This window comes from Kitasatospora sp. RG8 (assembly GCF_017813315.1).
Taxonomy (GTDB): domain Bacteria; phylum Actinomycetota; class Actinomycetes; order Streptomycetales; family Streptomycetaceae; genus Kitasatospora.
Genome location: NZ_JAGIYX010000003.1, coordinates 113,191 through 130,516, shown reverse-complemented (window position 1 = coordinate 130,516; position 17,326 = coordinate 113,191). Strand labels below are relative to the sequence as shown.

The 17,326-nt window shown below is 73.6% G+C and carries 13 protein-coding genes and 1 pseudogene; 8 read left to right on the top strand and 6 right to left on the bottom strand.

The annotated features are described in order from the left end of the window. Positions 1-116 precede the first annotated feature (116 nt). Complete coding sequence (gene galT / locus J5Y04_RS05930) at positions 117-1,244, top strand: galactose-1-phosphate uridylyltransferase (protein ID WP_209410765.1); 1,128 nt, start codon at positions 117-119, stop codon at positions 1,242-1,244. Beyond that, entirely contained in the window at positions 1,241-2,377 is a 1,137-nt protein-coding gene (gene galK, locus J5Y04_RS05925) for a galactokinase (RefSeq protein ID WP_209410764.1), read from the top strand. Before galT ends, galK begins: the two co-directional genes overlap by 4 nt. 69 nt (positions 2,378-2,446) lie before the next feature. Here the strand turns inward: galK and J5Y04_RS05920 are convergent, their stop codons facing one another. Beyond that, on the bottom strand, positions 2,447-4,540 hold the full coding sequence (locus tag J5Y04_RS05920; RefSeq protein WP_209410763.1) for an NPCBM/NEW2 domain-containing protein: 2,094 nt from the start codon (positions 4,538-4,540) through the stop codon (positions 2,447-2,449). A 133-nt stretch (positions 4,541-4,673) separates the two neighbouring features. Next, positions 4,674-6,779 (bottom strand): alpha-galactosidase, encoded by a 2,106-nt coding sequence (locus tag J5Y04_RS05915; RefSeq protein ID WP_209410762.1) that lies wholly within the window; start codon positions 6,777-6,779, stop codon positions 4,674-4,676. Between the two features lie 422 nt (positions 6,780-7,201). Here J5Y04_RS05915 and J5Y04_RS05910 point away from each other — a divergent pair, with 422 nt between their 5' ends. From J5Y04_RS05910 to J5Y04_RS05900, 3 genes are all read left to right on the top strand, one after another. After that, positions 7,202-8,245: a substrate-binding domain-containing protein gene (locus J5Y04_RS05910; protein ID WP_209410761.1), complete on the top strand. Its 1,044-nt coding sequence runs from the start codon at positions 7,202-7,204 to the stop codon at positions 8,243-8,245. 147 nt (positions 8,246-8,392) lie between these two features. After that, complete coding sequence (locus J5Y04_RS05905; RefSeq protein WP_209410760.1) at positions 8,393-10,099, top strand: sugar ABC transporter ATP-binding protein; 1,707 nt, start codon at positions 8,393-8,395, stop codon at positions 10,097-10,099. Then, the gene (locus tag J5Y04_RS05900; RefSeq protein ID WP_209410759.1) at positions 10,099-11,130 is read left to right on the top strand and encodes an ABC transporter permease; all 1,032 of its coding nucleotides are present in this window, start codon (positions 10,099-10,101) and stop codon (positions 11,128-11,130) included. The genes J5Y04_RS05905 and J5Y04_RS05900 overlap by 1 nt, the downstream gene beginning before the upstream one ends. 137 nt (positions 11,131-11,267) lie before the next feature. On the opposite strand, the pseudogene J5Y04_RS05895 reads toward J5Y04_RS05900, so the two are convergent. Then, a pseudogene (locus J5Y04_RS05895) lies at positions 11,268-11,669 on the bottom strand (GlxA family transcriptional regulator); the annotation flags it as partial. Here J5Y04_RS05895 and J5Y04_RS05890 point away from each other — a divergent pair. Both J5Y04_RS05890 and J5Y04_RS05885 read left to right on the top strand, forming a co-directional pair. After that, a complete protein-coding gene (locus J5Y04_RS05890; RefSeq protein WP_307852948.1) occupies positions 11,661-12,389 on the top strand; it encodes an NAD(P)-binding domain-containing protein in 729 nt (242 codons plus the stop codon). The pseudogene J5Y04_RS05895 and the gene J5Y04_RS05890 overlap by 9 nt on opposite strands. Then, a complete protein-coding gene (locus J5Y04_RS05885) occupies positions 12,386-12,997 on the top strand; it encodes a maleylpyruvate isomerase N-terminal domain-containing protein (protein ID WP_209410756.1) in 612 nt (203 codons plus the stop codon). The genes J5Y04_RS05890 and J5Y04_RS05885 overlap by 4 nt, the downstream gene beginning before the upstream one ends. Before the next feature lie 10 nt (positions 12,998-13,007). Here the strand turns inward: J5Y04_RS05885 and J5Y04_RS05880 are convergent, their stop codons facing one another. Both J5Y04_RS05880 and J5Y04_RS05875 read right to left on the bottom strand, forming a co-directional pair. Then, complete coding sequence (locus J5Y04_RS05880; RefSeq protein ID WP_209410755.1) at positions 13,008-13,526, bottom strand: histidine phosphatase family protein; 519 nt, start codon at positions 13,524-13,526, stop codon at positions 13,008-13,010. 299 nt (positions 13,527-13,825) lie between these two features. Beyond that, a complete protein-coding gene (locus tag J5Y04_RS05875; protein WP_209410754.1) occupies positions 13,826-14,635 on the bottom strand; it encodes a DeoR/GlpR family DNA-binding transcription regulator in 810 nt (269 codons plus the stop codon). Positions 14,636-14,847: 212 nt separating this feature from the next. Here J5Y04_RS05875 and J5Y04_RS05870 point away from each other — a divergent pair, with 212 nt between their 5' ends. Then, positions 14,848-16,341, top strand: a complete 1,494-nt coding sequence (locus tag J5Y04_RS05870; RefSeq protein WP_209410753.1) for a hypothetical protein — start codon at positions 14,848-14,850, stop codon at positions 16,339-16,341. Positions 16,342-16,426: 85 nt separating this feature from the next. Here J5Y04_RS05870 and J5Y04_RS05865 read toward each other — a convergent pair whose 3' ends face one another. Beyond that, positions 16,427-17,323, bottom strand: coding sequence for an NAD-dependent protein deacetylase (locus J5Y04_RS05865; RefSeq protein WP_209410752.1), 897 nt, complete (start codon positions 17,321-17,323; stop codon positions 16,427-16,429). Between the last annotated feature and the right edge of the window lie 3 nt (positions 17,324-17,326).

Below are 17,326 nucleotides of genomic sequence, written 5' to 3'. Positions count from 1 at the left end.
CCGTTCGCACCCCCGGGCCCGCGTGTCGACCACGCGGGCCCTTCCTGTGGGCTTCCATGTTGAGTATTGTTCGATAATGTTCGCTCATGTCGCCGTGCAAGGAAGACGAAGAACAGATGGCCGAGACCACTGCCGCACCGACCAGCAGGACCGTGACCACGCTGGCCGACGGGCGTGAGCTGATCTACTACGACTGCGGTCCGGCACCCGACCGGGACGTCACCGACCGCCGTCCGCTGGACCGGCCCTCCGGGGGCTCCGAGATCCGCCTCGACGCGGCCACCGGGGCCTGGGTCACCATCGCGGCGCACCGCCAGGCCCGGATCTACCACCCGCCGGCCGACGAGTGCCCGCTGTGCCCCTCCCGGGACGGGCGGCTGAGCGAGATCCCGGCCGGGGACTACCAGGTCGCCGTCTTCGAGAACCGCTTCCCCTCCCTCGCCGGACTGCCCGGCACGGCCGCCCTGCCGGACGACCCGGACGACGCCCGGTTGCACACCGTCCGGCCCGGAACCGGCCGCTGCGAGGTGGTCTGCTTCACCGCCGACCACGAGGCCTCCTTCGCCGACCTGGACGAGGACCGCGCCCGCCTGGTGCTGGACGCCTGGACCGACCGCACCGCCGAGCTGTCCGCCCGGCCCGGCGTCCAGCAGGTCTACTGCTTCGAGAACCGCGGCACCGAGATCGGCGTCACCCTCGCCCACCCGCACGGCCAGATCTACGCGCTCCCCTTCACCACCCCGCGCACCGCCCGGATGACCGAGCAGGCCGCCGGCCACCGCGCCGCCACCGGCCGCAACCTGTTCGAGGACCTGGTCGCCGCCGAACGAGCCGACCCGGCACGGGTGGTGGTGGCCGGCGAGCACTGGACGGCGTTCGTGCCGTTCGCCGCCCGCTGGCCCTACGAGGTCCACCTCCACCCGCACCGCAGGGTCCCCGACCTCACCCGCCTCGACGAGGACCAGCGCGCCGAACTCCCCGGCCTCTACCTCGACCTGCTCCGCCGCTTCGACCGGCTCTTCGGCACCCCGCAGAGCCCCGTCCGGGCCCCCTACATCGCCGCCTGGCACCAGGCGCCCGCCGTCGGTGGGGACGAACTCGCCCTCCACCTCGAACTGTTCACCGTCCGCCGCACCGCCGAGAAGCTCAAGTACCTGGCCGGCACCGAGTCCGGCATGGAGGCCTTCATGAACGACGTCGCCCCCGAGGACGCCGCCCGCCGCCTGCGGGAGGTCGCCCGATGACCGCCACCTCCTTCCAGGGGCTCTACGGCCACACCCCCGACGGCGAGTGGGCCGCCCCCGGCCGGGTCAACCTGATCGGTGAACACACCGACTACAACGACGGGTTCGTCCTGCCGATCGCCCTCCCGCAGACCGCCCGCGTCCAGGCCCGCCGCCGTGACGACGGCCTGCTGCGCCTGCACTCCACCCGCAGCGACGCACCGCCGGTCGAGCTGGACGTGGCCGGCCTCGCGCCCGGCTCCGCGCCCGGCTGGGCCGCCTACCCCGCCGGCGTCGTCTGGACCCTGGGCCGGGCCGGCCACCCGGTCGGCGGCGCCGACCTCCTCATCGACAGCGACGTCCCCGGCGGCGCGGGCCTCTCCTCCTCCGCCGCCCTGGAGTGCGCCGTCGCCACCGCCTACCGCGACCTCTACCGGCTCGACCTGGACAACCAGCAGCTGGCCCTGATCGCGCAGCGGGCCGAGAACGAGTTCGCGGGCGTCCCCTGCGGCATGATGGACCAGATGGCGTCCATGGTCTGCCGGGCCGGGGCCGCCCTCCACCTCGACACCCGGGACCTCGCCGTCCGGCACGTCCCGTTCGACCCCGCCGCCGCCGGCCTGACCCTCCTCGTCATCGACACCCGGGTCAAGCACGACCTCGGCGACGGCGCGTACGCCGCGCTGCGCGCCGGCTGCGAACGCGCCGCCGCCCTGCTCGGACTGCCCGCCCTGCGCGACCTCCCGGCCGCGGACCTCGGCGACGCGCTCGCCGGGCTCCCGGACGAACTGCGGCCGCTGGTGCGGCACGTGGTCACCGAGAACGACCGGGTCCGCGAGGCGGTGGCGCTGCTCGACGGCGGCGACCCGGCCGCCCTCGGCCCGGTCCTCACCGCCGGGCACGCCTCGCTGCGCGACGACTTCCGGGTCTCCTGCGCCGAGACCGACCTCGCCGTCGAGGCCGCCCTCGCCGCAGGTGCGCTCGGTGCCCGGATGACGGGCGGGGGCTTCGGCGGCTCGGTCATCGCCCTGGTCCCGGTCGGCGCGGCCGCCGCGGTGACCACCGAGGTGACCCGCGCCTTCGCCGGCGCCGGGTACACCGCGCCGCTCGTCTTCCCCACCGCCCCCGCCGCGGGGGCCCACCGCCTGGCCTGAGGCCCGCGGAACGACGCGGCGCGGTGCCGGGCGGGGGCCCGGCACCGCGCCTTTCCGGTGCGGTGGACGTCAGCAGGTGAGGACGGGGCCCGCCCAGTCGGCGTGGTCGCTGTTGGTGCCGTCGCCGCCGTCGGTGACCACGAGGTGCAGCTCGTCGGCGCCCGTGAGGTCGGCGGTGAGGTGCCTGGCGGCGTCGCGCGCGGTCATCAGGCCGCTGTCGGCGACCTTGACGGAGTCCTTGTAGATCTCGAAGGTGACGGTGCCGCGGCCGTTCGCCTCGGCGTCCACGCCCACGTCGGTGGTGAGCGAGGAGCAGGAACCGCCGAGGTAGTAGACCACCTCACTGAGGGCGTTGACCCCCAGGCCCTTGGCGTAGGTGGCGCCCGCGATGGTGATGGTGCTGCCGTCACGGGCCTGGTTGTCGCCGTTGCTCATGTTCTTCTCGACCGGGCCCCAGCTGTTGCCGGCGGAGGACCAGGCGAGGTCGGAGAGCTGGTGGGTGCCGGCGGCCGGGCCGCTGCCGCAGGCGATGCGCGCGCCCGCCCAGTCGGCGTGGTCGTAGCTGGTGCCGTCGCCCGCGTCGGTGGCGACCAGGCGGACGGTGGTGGCACCGGTCAGGTCGGCGGTGAGGTGCTTGGCCGGGTCCTTTCCGGTGAGGGTGCCGCTGTCGGCGACGAGGGTGTCGTCCTTGTAGATCCGGAACACCGCGGAGCCGTTGCCGTAGGCGTCGTCGTCGATCCCCACGTCGGTCACCAGGTTCCTGCAGGCGCCGCCGAGGTGGAAGGCGACCGCGCTCGGGGCGTGCGTGCCCAGGCCCTTGGCGTAGGACCGGCCGCGGAGGGTGATGGCCTGCCCGTCACCGGCCACGTGGTCGCCGTTGGTGCGGTCGCGCTCGACCGGGCCCCAGAAGTTGGTGACGGAGGCGAACGGCAGGTCGCTCAGCTGGGTGACCCCGGTCGGCGGGGCGACGGGCGAGTCCGGGGTGATCCGGAACATCGCCGTCCCGTGCCCCGGCACGGTGGCGCTGACGGTCCCGTCGCCCTTGGTGATCTTCTTCGACCACAGGTCCTTGACCGTGTACGACTTCGCGCCGGCGATGCCGACGGTCTGCGCGGTGGCGGTGATGGTGGCGTCGTACGAGCCCTCGTTCGTCAGGGTGACCGCCCGGCCGCCGTCCGCCAGCGGCTTGGCCATCACCACCAGGCCGTTCTCGCTGGAGACGACGGCGCCCTGCCGGCCCAGCGGGTCCTGGTCCACCGCGATCACGTCGGCGTTGGTCAGGATCTCGAAGGTCTCCGGCTCGGCCGTGCGGAGGTCGGTGCCGATCATCAGGGGGGCGGCCATCTCGGCCCAGAGGCTGAAGTGGGTCCGGTACTCCGTCGCGGTCATGCCGCCGTTGCCGACCTCCAGCATGTCGGGGTCGTTGAAGGCCCCGGCCTTGGCGTAGTTGGCCAGGCCCTGGTTGGCCTGGGCGATGGAGATCATGCTCTGCCAGGTGTCGCTGATGTCGCCGGTGGTGCGCCAGGAGTTGCCGACCGGTGCCGCCCAGTTCCACGGCCCGGTGCTGCCCCACTCGCAGATGCTGTAGAGGATCGGGCGGCCGGTCTTCTTCAGCGCGTCGCCCATCGCCTTGTAGCGCTTCTGGGCGTCGACGCCCTTGTTGTTGCAGTTGTCGTACTTCAGGTAGTCGACGCCCCAGGAGGCCCAGAGGTCGGCGTCCTGCTGCTCGTGGCCCAGGCCCCCGGGGAAGCCCTTGACGTCGCAGGTGTGGACGCCGGCGCTGGAGTAGATGCCGAACTTCAGGCCCTTGGCATGGACGTAGTCGGCGAGCGCCTTGATCCCGCCGGGGAAGCGGACCGGGTCGGCGACCAGGTTGCCCGAGCCGTCGCGCTCGGGCAGCGCCCAGCAGTCGTCCAGGTTGACGTACTGGTAGCCGGCCGCCTTCAGGCCCTTGCTGACGAAGAGGTCGGCGATGCCCTTGATCATGGCCTCGTTGAACTGGGCGCCGCACTGGGTGGAGTTCCAGTTGTTGAAGCCCATCTGCGGCGTCAGGTTGAGGCCGTTGTCGAGGGCCGCCGCCGGCGGTGCGGTGGCGAGTTGGAGCCCGACGGCGAGGGCCCCGCCGCCGGTGAACAGGGTGAGTGCCGTCAACGCCGACGCCATGCGGCGAGGCGCCGAGGTACGGCGGGTCTGCGAGGTGCTGGGGGAGCGCAAAGGTCCTCCAGAGAGGGTGAGTTGGGTAGGGCCCCCGGCTCCGGCAAGGCGCCGGGGCCGGGGGAGCAGGGGGAGGCCGGGGTCAGGACAGCAAGGTCCAGGACTGCCCCGGCGCCGATCCGTCGGCCGGGCTGAGGACGACGGGGGACGTCGCGGCGGCCTGCGGGGCGGCCAGGACCAGACCGGTCGCGACGTTGGTGATGGTCAGCGCGCCCGTCGCGGTGTTCTGGACGACGCGCCACTTCTGGGCGGCGCTGCCGGGGTCGTAGGCGTTCCGGACCCGGGCGGGCTGGCCGGGCGCGCTCGTTCCGGTGAGCGTGCCGTGGGTCTGCGTCGGGGTGAGGCAGTTGTCGGTGATGCGCACCGTGCCGTCGGTGTTCGGCGTGAACTGCCACTGCTCCGAGGTGTGCCAGTCCCACCAGGTGTTGACGTCGGTGGGGGAGCCGTCGGGGGCGCTGCAGGTGCCCTGGACCTCCAGCGCCTGGCCGCCGGTGCCGCCGGCGCTGATGCCGTGGTAGCGGCCGTCGCCGACCACCGCCGCGGGGACGGTGCCCGCCATCGCCTTGAGGCGGTACAGGGCGACGCCGTGCGGCTCGACCTGGGCGCTGAGGGCGCCGGTCACGGTGGCGGTGGCGCCGGTCCACAGCTCCTTGGCCGAGTAGCCGGGGCCGGTGAGGCCGAGGTCGGCCAGCGAGGTGGAGACGGTCCGTTGGGCGGACGGGTCCTGGTTGACGAGCAGGACGGCGGTGTCACCGTTGGCGAGCTGCCGCTTGAGCACGACCGGCGCCGTGCTGCTGTTCGGCGGGCCGCCGACCCGCACGGCGGGCTTGGCGAGTAGGTCCTGGTCGATCGCGATGACGTCGGTGTTCTTGTAGACGGCCAGGTGGTCGGCGGTGATGCCGGTGGACCAGGTGAGGCCGTCCTGGGTGTGCCGGGAGTCGGTCGCGGTGCGCAGGTCCGCGCCCGAGATCAGCGGGGAGGCCGTCATGGCGAGGATCGACATCTCGCTGCGCGACTCGGTCAGGGACATGGGCTTGTGGCAGGGGCAGGTGTCGGTCTGGCCGTACACGCCGTACGGGTCCTGCCAGCCGGCGAACATCATGTCCAGGTCGTTCCAGCTGCCCGGGCGGACGTTGTCCGGGTACTTCAGGGCCGTCTGGAGCTGGCCGTTGTAGAGCACGCCCTCCAGGTCCGGGCCGCGGTCGCCGCCGATCCGGCAGAGGTTGGCCACCTGCCCGCACCAGACCCCGGTCGGGGCGTAGCCGGGCGCCTCGTTCGCGGGCGTCCCGGCCGCGACCACCACCGGGTCGGTGCGGGCCGGGTCGTCGGCGGCCAGCAGCGGCGGGACGCCGGTGTGCACCGGTTGCGCGGAGACGCTGAGCGCCACCCGCGGGCGTCCCTGGGCCCGGGACGCGGCGTCGAGCGCCCGCTGGAAGTCGCGGACCCGGGCGTAGATGGAGCGGGTCAGCTCCCTTCCCTCGCCCTGCGTCCCGTAGTTGTGGCCGTCGGGCCCGGTGATCGGCGGCCCGTACGGGCAGTCGTCGTACTTGACGAAGTCCACGCCCCAGGCGACGAAGTCGGCGGCGTCGGTGGACTCGTGGCCGAGGCTCCCGGGGTGGCCCTGGCAGGTGGTGTAGGTGTCCGTGGCGTAGAGGCCGAACTTCATGCCCTTGCTGTGGGCGTACCAGGACAGGTACTGGATCCCGTTGAGGGTCTGCCCGTTGACGGTGCGCGCGGGGAAGTGGGACGGGTCCGGGACGAGGTGGCCGCTGGTCGGGTCGAGCCCGGTGCCGTCGGTGCCGCTGACGGGGTTGCGGTTGGCGTCGTAGAGCTGCATCGCGCCGTAGGAGTTCTTGACCAGGTCGGTGGTCTGGCCGTCGCGGTGGCCGAGCGACCAGCCGTCGTCGATCGTGACGGTGTCGTAGCCGGCCTGGACCAGCCCGTTGGCGGACATGAAGTCGATGGTCTGGACGACCTGTTCCTGGGTCACCCCGGTGCCGAGGGTGTTCCAGGAGTTCCAGCCCATCGGCGGGGTGAGGGCGAGCCCGTTGTCGAGGGCGGCGGCGGGGGTGGCCGCGCCGAGGACGACGGTGCCGAGCCCGGTCGCCGCGAGCGAGAGCGCGACGAGGGCGTGGGGGAGGGTGCGGGTCAGACTCCGGGGGAGGGCGCGGGGCAGGGGTATCCGCATGGGCGCTCCAGGGTGCGCAGGTGGGGGTGGGGGGATCGGTAGTTCGTTACCGTCGGTTTCTGTCGGAACATCCAACAGAAAGCAACGCAGCATGACACGTCGGGGACTCGCGCTCAAGAGGTACGGCACGGGTGCCGATTGACGTGAGGTCAGGTCCGAGTGAGCCGTGCGGGTGACGCCGAGGCGTCGTGCCACGTCACAGCTTGATCTCGGCGTGCACGACTACTTGACGCGGGGTTAACAAGACATGTGATATTTCACATTGCGTTTGAACGTGTTTGTATCTGATCGCTTGTCACGCAGCTGCTCAGCCGGACCGGCCGACGCCCGACCCCCGACCCACGCCCGACCACGCCCGACCCCTGATCTCACCAGCCGTGCCGGCCCCGGTCCTCACCCCCGGCACAGAGGAGCGCTCCCCCATGATCCGCAGCACCACCGGCCGTGCCGCCGCCATCGGCCTCCTGCTCGCCCTGGGCCTGACCACCACCGCCTGCTCCAACGGCCAGGACTCCAACACCGGCGCCTCGTCGGTCGACACGGTGAGCGGCAAGATCTCGCTGACCTACCTCCAGAAGCAGGGCGACCAGGAGTACTTCGTCGGTGAGGCGGCGGGCGCCAAGGCCAAGGCCGCGGAGCTCGGCATCGACCTCAAGGTCGTCAACCTCGGGAACGACGCCAACAAGACCGTCAGCGAGGTGAAGGCGGCCATCGCGCAGAAGACCAACGGCGTCATCGTCGTCGTCCCCGACCCGGCCGTGGGGCCGCAGGTCGTCCAGACCGCCCGGGACGCCCGGATCGCCCTCCTCACCTCGGACGACCAGGTCTGCGCCACCGGTCCGGACCCGTCGGTGTGCGCCAAGGGCGACCTCGTCCCGCGGGTGGGCTTCAGCGGTGCCCAGATGGGCGCCGAGGTCGGCAAGCGGGCCGCCGACGAGTACACGAAGGCGGGCTGGAACTCCGCCGACACCCGGGTCATCGCGGCCTGGAAGCAGGACGTCACCGTCTGCGGCGACCGGGTCAAGGCGGCGAAGGAGGCCTTCGGCACCGTCGCCCCCGGCGTCCAGTCCATCGAGGTCGCCACCGACAACACCCCCACCGGCGCCCAGGACAAGGTCGCCGCGACCATCACCGCCAACGCCGGCGTCAAGCACTGGGTCGTCTGGGGCTGCAACGACGAGAACGTGCACGGCGGCGTCACCGCCCTGCGCAACGCCGGGGTGAGCGCGGACAACGTCATCGGGGTCGGCCTCGGCGCCTACCTGGCCTGCAAGGACTGGAGCGGCACCCAGGCCTCCGGGATGAAGGCCGCGCTGTTCATCAACGGCCGGGACGTCGGCGCGCTCGCCGTCCAGACGATGTACGACAAGCTCAAGAGCGGCAAGGAGATGCCCGCCGAGGCGTTCGCCAAGACCACCATGGTCGACGCGGCGACCTGGAAGAGCGCCGGGGTCACCTGCTCCTGAGGGGTCGTCACCCCGCGACCGGCCGCCCGCCCGCGCGGGCGGCCACCCGGTTCCCCGCCGAGGTGCTGGCGGGCCGGCCGTGCCCGTACACCGGCCGCGCCCGTCCCGCCGCCACGCCCGTCCGACACCCCCCGAGGTGACCCAGCCATGAGCAGAGCGCGCCGCCCGAACGCCGGGCCCCGGACACCCGCACCCGCGGGCGCACGGCACGCCGGCCGTTCGTCCGGGGGCTCCGGCCCGTCCGCGGACCCGGCCCCGTCCGGCGACCCCGGCGTGGCCGCCGGCCCAGGCGTAGTCGCGGGCCCGTCCGCGGACCCGTTCGCCGCCCTGTCGCCGGCCCGCACCGCGGGCGTCGAGGGCCTCGTCAAGCGCTTCGGGACCGTCCAGGCCCTGGCCGGCGTCACCCTCGACTTCCCCGCCGGCAAGGTGACCGCGCTGATGGGCGAGAACGGCGCCGGCAAGTCCACGCTGCTGAAGATCCTTACCGGGGACCACCAGCCCACCGCGGGCCACGTCGTCCTCGACGGCCGGCGCGTCGACCTGCGGTCCCCGGCCCGGGCGCGGGCCCTCGGCATCCGGATCATCCCGCAGGAGCCCGAGATCATCCCGCACGTCTCGGTCGCCGAGAACGTCTACGCCGGCTCCCTGCCCAGGGCCGCCGGCCGCCGCCTGGACCGCGCCGAACTGCGCCGCCGGATCACCGCCGACCTCGACCGGCTGGGCTTCGCCGGAGTCCTCGACCCCGACCTGCCCGGCTCCCGGCTGACCTCGGCCCAGCGCCAACTGGTCGAGATCCTGCGCGCCCTGACCGGCGAGGCCAAGCTGATCGCGTTCGACGAGCCGACCTCCTCGCTCTCGGAGCACGAGGTCGAGGCCCTGTTCGCCCTCATCGGCCGGCTGCGCGACCAGGGCATCGCGGTCGTCTACGTCTCGCACCGGATGCAGGAGATCTTCCGACTGGCCGACCGGATCGCGGTCCTGCGCGACGGCGCCCTGGTGGGCGTGCAGGATGCGCACCGCACGAGCGAGGGCGAGCTCGTCCGCCAGATGGTCGGCCGTGACCTGTCGGCCCTGTTCGTGCGCCGCACCGTCGCCACCGACCGGGTCGTCCTGGAGGCCCGCGGCGTCACCACCGACCACGTGCGCGACATCGACCTGACCGTCCGCGCCGGCGAGGTCGTCGGCCTGGCCGGCCTGATCGGCGCCGGACGCTCCGAGCTGGCCCTCGCCCTCGCCGGCGACCTGCCCGTGCACGGCGGCACCGTCACCCTGGACGGCCGGCCCCTGCCCGCCGGCAGCCCCCGGCGGGCGATCCGGGCCGGCCTCGCCCTCGCCCCCGAGGAACGCAAGGCCCAGGCGCTGTTCCTGCACCGCTCCGTCCGCGACAACACCTCGATCGCCGTCCTGGAACGGCTGCGCCGCCTGCGCTTCGTGAAGCGCACGGCCGAACGCGACCTCGCGCAGCAGTACGCGGAGCGCCTGCGGGTGCGCACCCCGTCCGTCGAGCACGAGGTCGGCAAGCTCTCCGGCGGCAACCAGCAGAAGGTCGTCCTCTCCCGCTGGCTGGCCCGCCGCCCGAAACTGCTGATCCTCGACGAACCGACCCGCGGCATCGACGTCGGCGCGAAGGCCGAGATCTACCGGATCATCGCGGGCCTCGCCGAGGACGGGGTCGCCCTGCTGGTCATCTCCTCCGAACTGCCCGAGATCCTGGGCCTGGCCGACCGGATCGTGGTCATGCAGGGCGGGCGGATCACCGGCGAACTGGGGCGCGACGACGCGACCGAGGAAGCCGTCCTCCAACTCGCCATGGCCGACGACATCACCGGCACCACCTCTTCCGGAGCATCCTGATGACCACCGCCACCACCCCGCCGGCCCTCAAGGGCACGCCCGACGGCCGCCCCGCCCGCCCGACGGCCCTGCTCGCCGGCATCGGCGGCCAGAACCTCAGCCTCGTCTGCGCGCTCGGCGCCGTGCTGGCCGTCTTCGGGACCCTGAACGACAACTACCTCAGCTGGACCAACATCCAGGTCATCGCCGAGGCCGCCACCATCACCGGCCTGCTCGCCGTGGTGCAGACCGTGGTGATCATCTGCGGCGGCCTGGACATCTCGGTGGGCTCGCAGGCCGGCCTCGCCTCGGTGGTCAGCGCGATGGCGTTCACCTCCGCGGGCTCCGGCGCCTTCGCGGGCATGGCCGCCGCCGTCGGTGTCGGGGCGCTCGTCGGCGTGCTGAACGGTGCCGTGATCGTGTACGGCCGGGTGAACCCCACCATCGCGACCCTCGCGGGCCTCGCCGCCTACAAGGGGCTCGCCCAGCTGGTCTCGGACGGCCGGGCACAGGGCTACGTCCTCAACGACGCGGTGTTCGTCTTCCTCGGACGCGGCAAGATCGCCGGGCTGCCGGTGATGGTCTGGATCCTGATCCTCACCGCCCTGGCGGTGCACGTGCTGCTGAAGTACACCGACATCGGCCGCAACCTCTACGCGATCGGCGGCAACGACATCGCGGCCCGGCTGGCCGGCATCGCGATCAACAAGTACCTGGTCGCCGTCTACGCCCTGATCGGCGTGGTGGCGGCGGTCGCCGGCATCCTGCTCACCGCCCGCACCGGCTCCGGGCAGCCGGTCTCCGGCAGCGAGGGGCTGGAGCTGAAGGCGATCACGGCCGCCGCACTGGGCGGCAGCGCGCTCAAGGGCGGCCGGGGCGGCGTCGGCGGCACGCTGCTGGCCGTCGCCCTGCTGGGTGCGCTGGACAACGGCCTCACCGTGCAGGGCATCAACTCGTTCTGGCAGAACGTCGCCCAGGGCGCGCTGCTGGTCGTCGCCGTGGTCGTCCAGCAGCGCCGCAGCGGCGAACGCGCGGTCGGCCTTCCCGGCTAGCCGGCGGACGGACCCGGTACGCCACCGTCGGGGGGACGGTGGCCGCCGCCGGCGGGGGCAGGGGCGGGGCGGATGGCGGCCGGCTGCGGGGACGGTCCTCCCGCCGGCCGGCGCTGCCGCCCGGCCGGGGGCTCGCCTCAGCGTCCGCCCACGGCCGCCCGGGCCGTGAAGGCCCGCCGGTAGTCGGTCGGGGTCACGCCGACCCGGGCGGTGAAGTGGCGGCGCAGGTTGGTCGCGCTGCCGAGGCCGCTGCGCTCGCCGATCTGCTCGACGGGCAGGTCGGTCGCCTCCAGCAGCGACTGGGCGCGGGCGAGTCGCTGGTTGAGCAGCCACTGCAGCGGGGTGGTGCCGGTGGCGGCCTGCAGGCGCCGGAAGAAGGTGCGCGGGCTCATCCGGGCGCGTCGGGCCAACTCGTCCACCGTCAGGGGTTGTTCGAGGTTGGCGGTGGCCCACTGCAGGACCGGTGCGAGGCTGTCGTCGTCCGCGACGGGCACCGAGAGGTCCACGAACTGGGCCTGCCCGCCCGGGCGGTGGGCCGGGCCGCCTCACCCGTCGAGGCGGTCGAGGCGGGCCCGCTGATCGTCGCCTGCGTCCTCGACTACGACGCCCTGCGCGCCGTCCTCGCCGGAACCGAAGCCCTGCTTCGCGGGCGGACCCTGGTGAACCTCACCTCCGGCTCCCCCGAACAGGCCCGCGAGCTGGCCAGCTGGGCCGCCGAGCACGACCTCGCCTACCTCGACGGCGCGATCATGATCACCCCGCCCGGCATCGGCGGCCCCGACGCGACCCTGCTCTACAGCGGCACGCCCGCGGCGCTGGCCCGCCACCGCGACACCCTCGCCGTCCTCGGCGACCAGGTCGACCTCGGCCCGGACGCCGGGATCGCCGGCCTCTACGACGCCGCGCTGCTCGGTCTGATGTGGTCCTCGCTCAGCGGCTGGCTCCAGGGCGTGGCCCTGGTCGGCGCCGACGGCGTCCGCGCCGCCGACTTCACCCCCGTCGCCACCCGCTGGCTGGCCGGTGCGGTGGCCGGCTTCATCGGCCGCTACGCCGCCCAGGCCGACGCCGGCGCGTACCCGGGGGACGACGCCAGCCTCACCGTCCACCTCGCGGCGATGAAGCACCTGTTGCACGCCGCCCGGGCCCGAGGCGTCGACACCGCGCTGCCCGAACTCCTCGCCCGCCAGACCGAACAGGCCATCGAGGCCGGCCACGGCGCCGACAGCTACGCCCGCCTGATCGAGGGGATCCGGAAGTGACGGCCGCCACCCCGGCCGCCGCCGTCACGGACTGGCCCGCGCTGGTGACGGAGGCCGCCGCCCGGACCACCGCGCTGCTCGACCGGGCCGCCGACGCCGACTGGTCGCGCCGCCCGAAGGGCAGCGACTGGACCTGCCGCGCGACCCTCGACCACCTCGCGCTCGGCCTGCTCGGCTACGCGGGCCTGCTGACGGCCCGTCCGACCGACCGCTACATCACGCTGTTCGGCTCGCTCGACCCGGCCGCGCCGATCCCGCACTGCCTGGAGGGCCTGCGCATCGCCGCGGCCCTGCTGGCCGGAGCGGTCCGGGACGCGCCGGCGGACGCCCGGGCCTGGCACCCGTGGGGGCACTCGGACGGATCGGGATTTGCGGCCATGGGGACGGTCGAACTCCTCGTCCACGGCTGGGACCTGGCGGGCGGCCTCGGCCTTGACCGGTCGGTTCCGGACGAACTCGCCGGCCCGGCGTTGGCCCGGCTGTTCCCGGCCGCCCCGACCGGCCACGCCCCCGGGGACGCTCTGCTGTGGTGTACCGGCCGCATCGGCCTGCCGGGCCTGCCCGAGGTGCCCGCCGGTGCGTGGAGCTGGGACGGCCGGGTGCGCTGAACGACGACGGTCAGGAGCGCGGAGTCCAGAAGGCGACCAGCCGGGCGGCGCCGGGCTCGACCGCCTTCCAGGACCCCTCGTAGGTGAGCACCGCGATGGCCGAGGTGGGGAAGGCGGCACTCATCCGGGCCGTCAGGTCGCCCTCGGACGCGCCGGCGAGGATCTCCGCCAGGGCGTGGATGCCGGGATTGTGGCCCACCATCACCACGTCGTCCACCTCCTCGGACAGCTCGGTGAGCAGGACGAGGAGTTCGCCGGGGCTCGCCGCGTAGATCCGCTCCTCGTAGACGGTCGCGGGCCGCTCGGACAGCTCGGGGGCGAGCAGGTCCCAGGTCTCCCGGGTACGCGTCGCCGTGGAGACGAGGGCGAGGTCCGGGGTGATGCCCGCACCGGCCAGCCAGCGGCCCGCGGCCGGCGCGTCCCGGCGGCCCCGTTCGGCCAGCGGGCGCTCGTGGTCGTCGATGACGTCGCTTCGCTCGGACTTGGCATGCCGGACCAGGACGATCCTGCGGGTTCGCACGGTGCTCACGAGGGTCTCCTCCTCCACGTGGCCGACAACTCGCTCCCCGGCCGAGGCTGGTGCTGCGACCGGGAAGGACCACCAGGTTGCCCGATCGTGAGGCGAGGACGGGTCCGCCACCCCGGCGCGGACCCTTCCTGCTGCGGATCCGGGTGCGTTCGCGGCGTCGGGCGGTCGGGAAGCCGCGAGGCTCGGAGACCCGGAGGCCCTGAGGCCCTGAGGCCGGAACGTCGGGGTGCCGGGTGCCGGGGGGTGCCGGGGCGCCAAGGTGCCGGGCGTTGGCGTTGCGCCGGCGCGGGTGGGCGCGCTCAGGCTGCGGGCACCTCGGCGACCACCAGCTCGCCGACCGCCTCCGCCAGGACGCCCCGGGCGTGCTCGCCCAGCCCGGAGTCCGTGACGAACACGTCGACGTCCTCCAGCGCCGCGAACCCGCTGAGGCCGACGACGCCCCACTTGCTGTGGTCCGCGACCACCGCGACGCGCCGGGCGGAGGCGATCAGCGCCCGGTTGGTCTGGGACTCGGCCAGGTTCGGCGTCGTCAGGCCGGCCTTCTCGGACACCCCGTGCGCCCCCAGGATCAGCAGGTCGACGTGGAGCGCCCGGATCGACTGGTCCGCCAGCGGCCCCACCAGCGCCGCGGACGGGGTGGGGGAGCCGCCGGTCAGCAGCAGCGACGGCGCGTCCGGATCGTGCTGCTCCCCGGCCGAGCGGATCAGGTCGGCGACGGGCAGCGAGTTGGTGACGACGGTCAGCCGCGGCACCCGCAGCAGCCTGGCCGCGACCGCGAAGGCCGTTGTCCCCGCCGAGATCGCGATGACGCTGCCCGGTTCGACCAGCGCCGCCGCGGCGTCCGCCACCGCGGCCTTGGCCGCCGACTCCAGGCCGGACTTCACCTCGAACCCCGGCTCGGCCACCGCGGTCTCCGAACCGAGCACGGCACCCCCGTGCACCTTCTTCACCGTGCCCGAACGCTCCAGCGCGTCCAGGTCCCGGCGGACGGTCATGTCGGAGACCCCCAGCTGTTCGACCAGGTCCGCGACCCGCACGGCACCGCTGCGGCGCACGATCTCGGCGATCAGCGCCTGCCGCTGATGGGCCAGAAGTCCCGTATCCGCCACAGCCCCGCTCCCCTCACCAAGCAAACCGAAAACACCAGAACCGAACAACTACCGAGGATACTCAACCCGAAGGCGCCGTCCTCCCGGCACCCACCGGTACCGTCCCCCCGCACCCACCGGCATCGTCCCTCCGTACCTGCGGACGGTACCCGGAACCGCGGCCCGGTGCGATCATCCTTCCAGTCCTGGCGCACCAGCGAACGGAGAGACGGATGGGACGCAAGCGCAGCTTACGGTGGAAGGCGGCACTCGCCGCTCTGGCCGCGGTCTGCACGGCGGTGCTCGCCGGCCCGGCACCGGCCTCGGCCGCCGGCACCCCGGTGGTGAAGCCGCTCACCCCGGCCCCGGGCCAGTTCCGGCTGACCGACACCAGTTACGCGGCCGCGACCGACAACCTGTACACCCGGTACCTCAGGAACCACGCGAGCCTGACCGACGTCGTCACGACCGACTACACCACCAACTCCGCCGGACAACCGGACAGTTGGATGAACCTCCGGCAGATGCAGGCCTGTTCGGGCACCGCGACCGCCGGCCTGCCGCCCACCGTCGAGAAGAAGACCGCCTGGTGCTGGTCGAGCGCCCACGCCGACGACACCACGCAGCACTGGTACCCCCAGGGCCTCAGCACCACCGGCACCGCCGACGGCGGCGACGGGGAGATCCAGGGCCGGAGCGTCACCGCGGTCAGCTGGCACTACAAGGCCTACGACGGCGAGCCGACCGGTGGCTGCAAGAGCGACAACCTGCTCAAGCTCACCCTCATCGACCGGACGACCCGGAAGTACCGCCACGTCCTGCTGGCCGAGCCGACCAGCACCTCCTCCGGCGCCGCCGACTTCACCTTCGTCACCGGCCACGGCGGCGGCATCGTCTGGTACGCCAACTACCTCTACGTGACCGACACCGCCAACGGCATCCGCGTGTTCGACCTCGACAAACTGGCGAAGGTCGACACCTACGGCTCCGGCGTCTCCACGGTGGGCATCGACAACGGCAGGTCGAGCGCCTGCGGCTACCCGTACGTGCTGCCCGAGGTCCACCGCTACTTCCAGCCCAGGAAGGCACCCGACTGCAGCGCGTCCGCGCCGCTCGACCCGGCCTCGCTCTGCTTCTCCTGGCTCTCCCTGGACAAGACCGGCGGCGGCTCCACCTTCAAGCTGGTCACCGGCGAGTGGTACGGCGACACCTACGGCAGCCGGGTCGTCCGCTACCAGCTCAACCCTGCCAGCGCGGCCACCGATCCCGGACTGCTCGCCACCTCCGGCGGACGCTCCCTCGTCCAGGACGCCTACAGCACCGACGGCTACCGGGGCCTCCAGGGCGGCATGACCTGGACCGACGGCCAGGGGCTGGTGAACTTCGCGTTCTCCAAGGGCTGCGGCACCAAGCCCGCCGTCTTCTCCCACACCTGGAGCGGCGACACCCGCCCCGTCACCGGGTGCGGCAGCGGCACCGCCTCGGGCGGCAACTGGGGCGCCGGCTCGCCCCAGGCCCTCAGCTACTGGCCCAAACTGGGCACCACCCAGGTCGACGAACTCTGGGGCCTCACCGAGGGCATCTGCCGGGCCAAGGGCGACCCGCACTTCACCCCGGGGGCGGACGACACCGGCGTCTGCGCCGACTACACCGGCACCACGACGGCCTCGCTGCGCACGGTGTACGCGGTCGGCTTCACCGATCCCCAGGTGCAGGGACTGCACTGACCACCGCCGTTCCGGGCCCACCGCCGTTCCGGGCCCGGGGCGCGCCGCTCCGGGCCGGGAACGGCTCGGGGTGCCCTGGCGCCGTTCACGCCTGCCGGGGGTCCGGTGCGGTGTCGAACTGCTCGGCGAGGGCGGTCAGGGTGGCGCCGAGCGGGAGGGGGAGCGTGACCTCCGCGTACGCGTCGCCCCGCGTCGCGCCCTGGTTGACGATCGCGACGGGCTTGCCGGTGCGTGCGGCGTGTCGCACGAAGCGCAGGCCCGACATGACACTGAGGGAGGACCCGAGGACGAGCAGTGCGCGGGCGTCGTCGATCAGGTCGTAGCAGTGCTGGACACGGGGCCGGGGCACGTTCTCGCCGAAGAAGACGACATCGGGCTTGAGCATGCCGCCGCAGGCCGTGCAGGGCGCGATGCGGAAGGAGTCGGCCAGCGCGTCGGGCAGCTCCACGTCCCCGTCCGGGTTGACCCGGGCGCCGGCGGCCGCGGCCGGGCCGTTGAGGTCGTGCAGGCGGCGGTCGAGCTCCTCGCGGGTGCTGGTGCGCCCGCAGCCGAGGCAGACGACCCGGTCGAGCCCGCCGTGCAGCTCGACGGCGTCGACGGTGCCGGCCGCGCGGTGCAGGCCGTCGACGTTCTGGGTGATCACCGCCGACACCCGGCCGGCCCCGCGCAGCCGTTCGACGGCCCGGTGCCCGGCGTTGGGCCGCGCCTCGGCGATCGAGCGCCACCCGGCGTGACTGCGGGCCCAGTACCGGCGCCGGCCCGCCTCGCTGCCGGTGAACTCCTGGTAGGTCATCGGCGTGTGGCGGCGCAGCAGGCCGTTGGCGCCGCGGTAGTCGGGGATGCCCGACTCCGTGGACAGCCCCGCGCCGCTCAGGACGGCGACGCCCCGCGCGGCCAGCAGCCGACGGACGGCGTCCAGCCCGCGGGCCGGCGACGCGCTCCCGTGGTCGGCCGGCTCTGCGGGGACTCGCTCTGGGGGCATGCA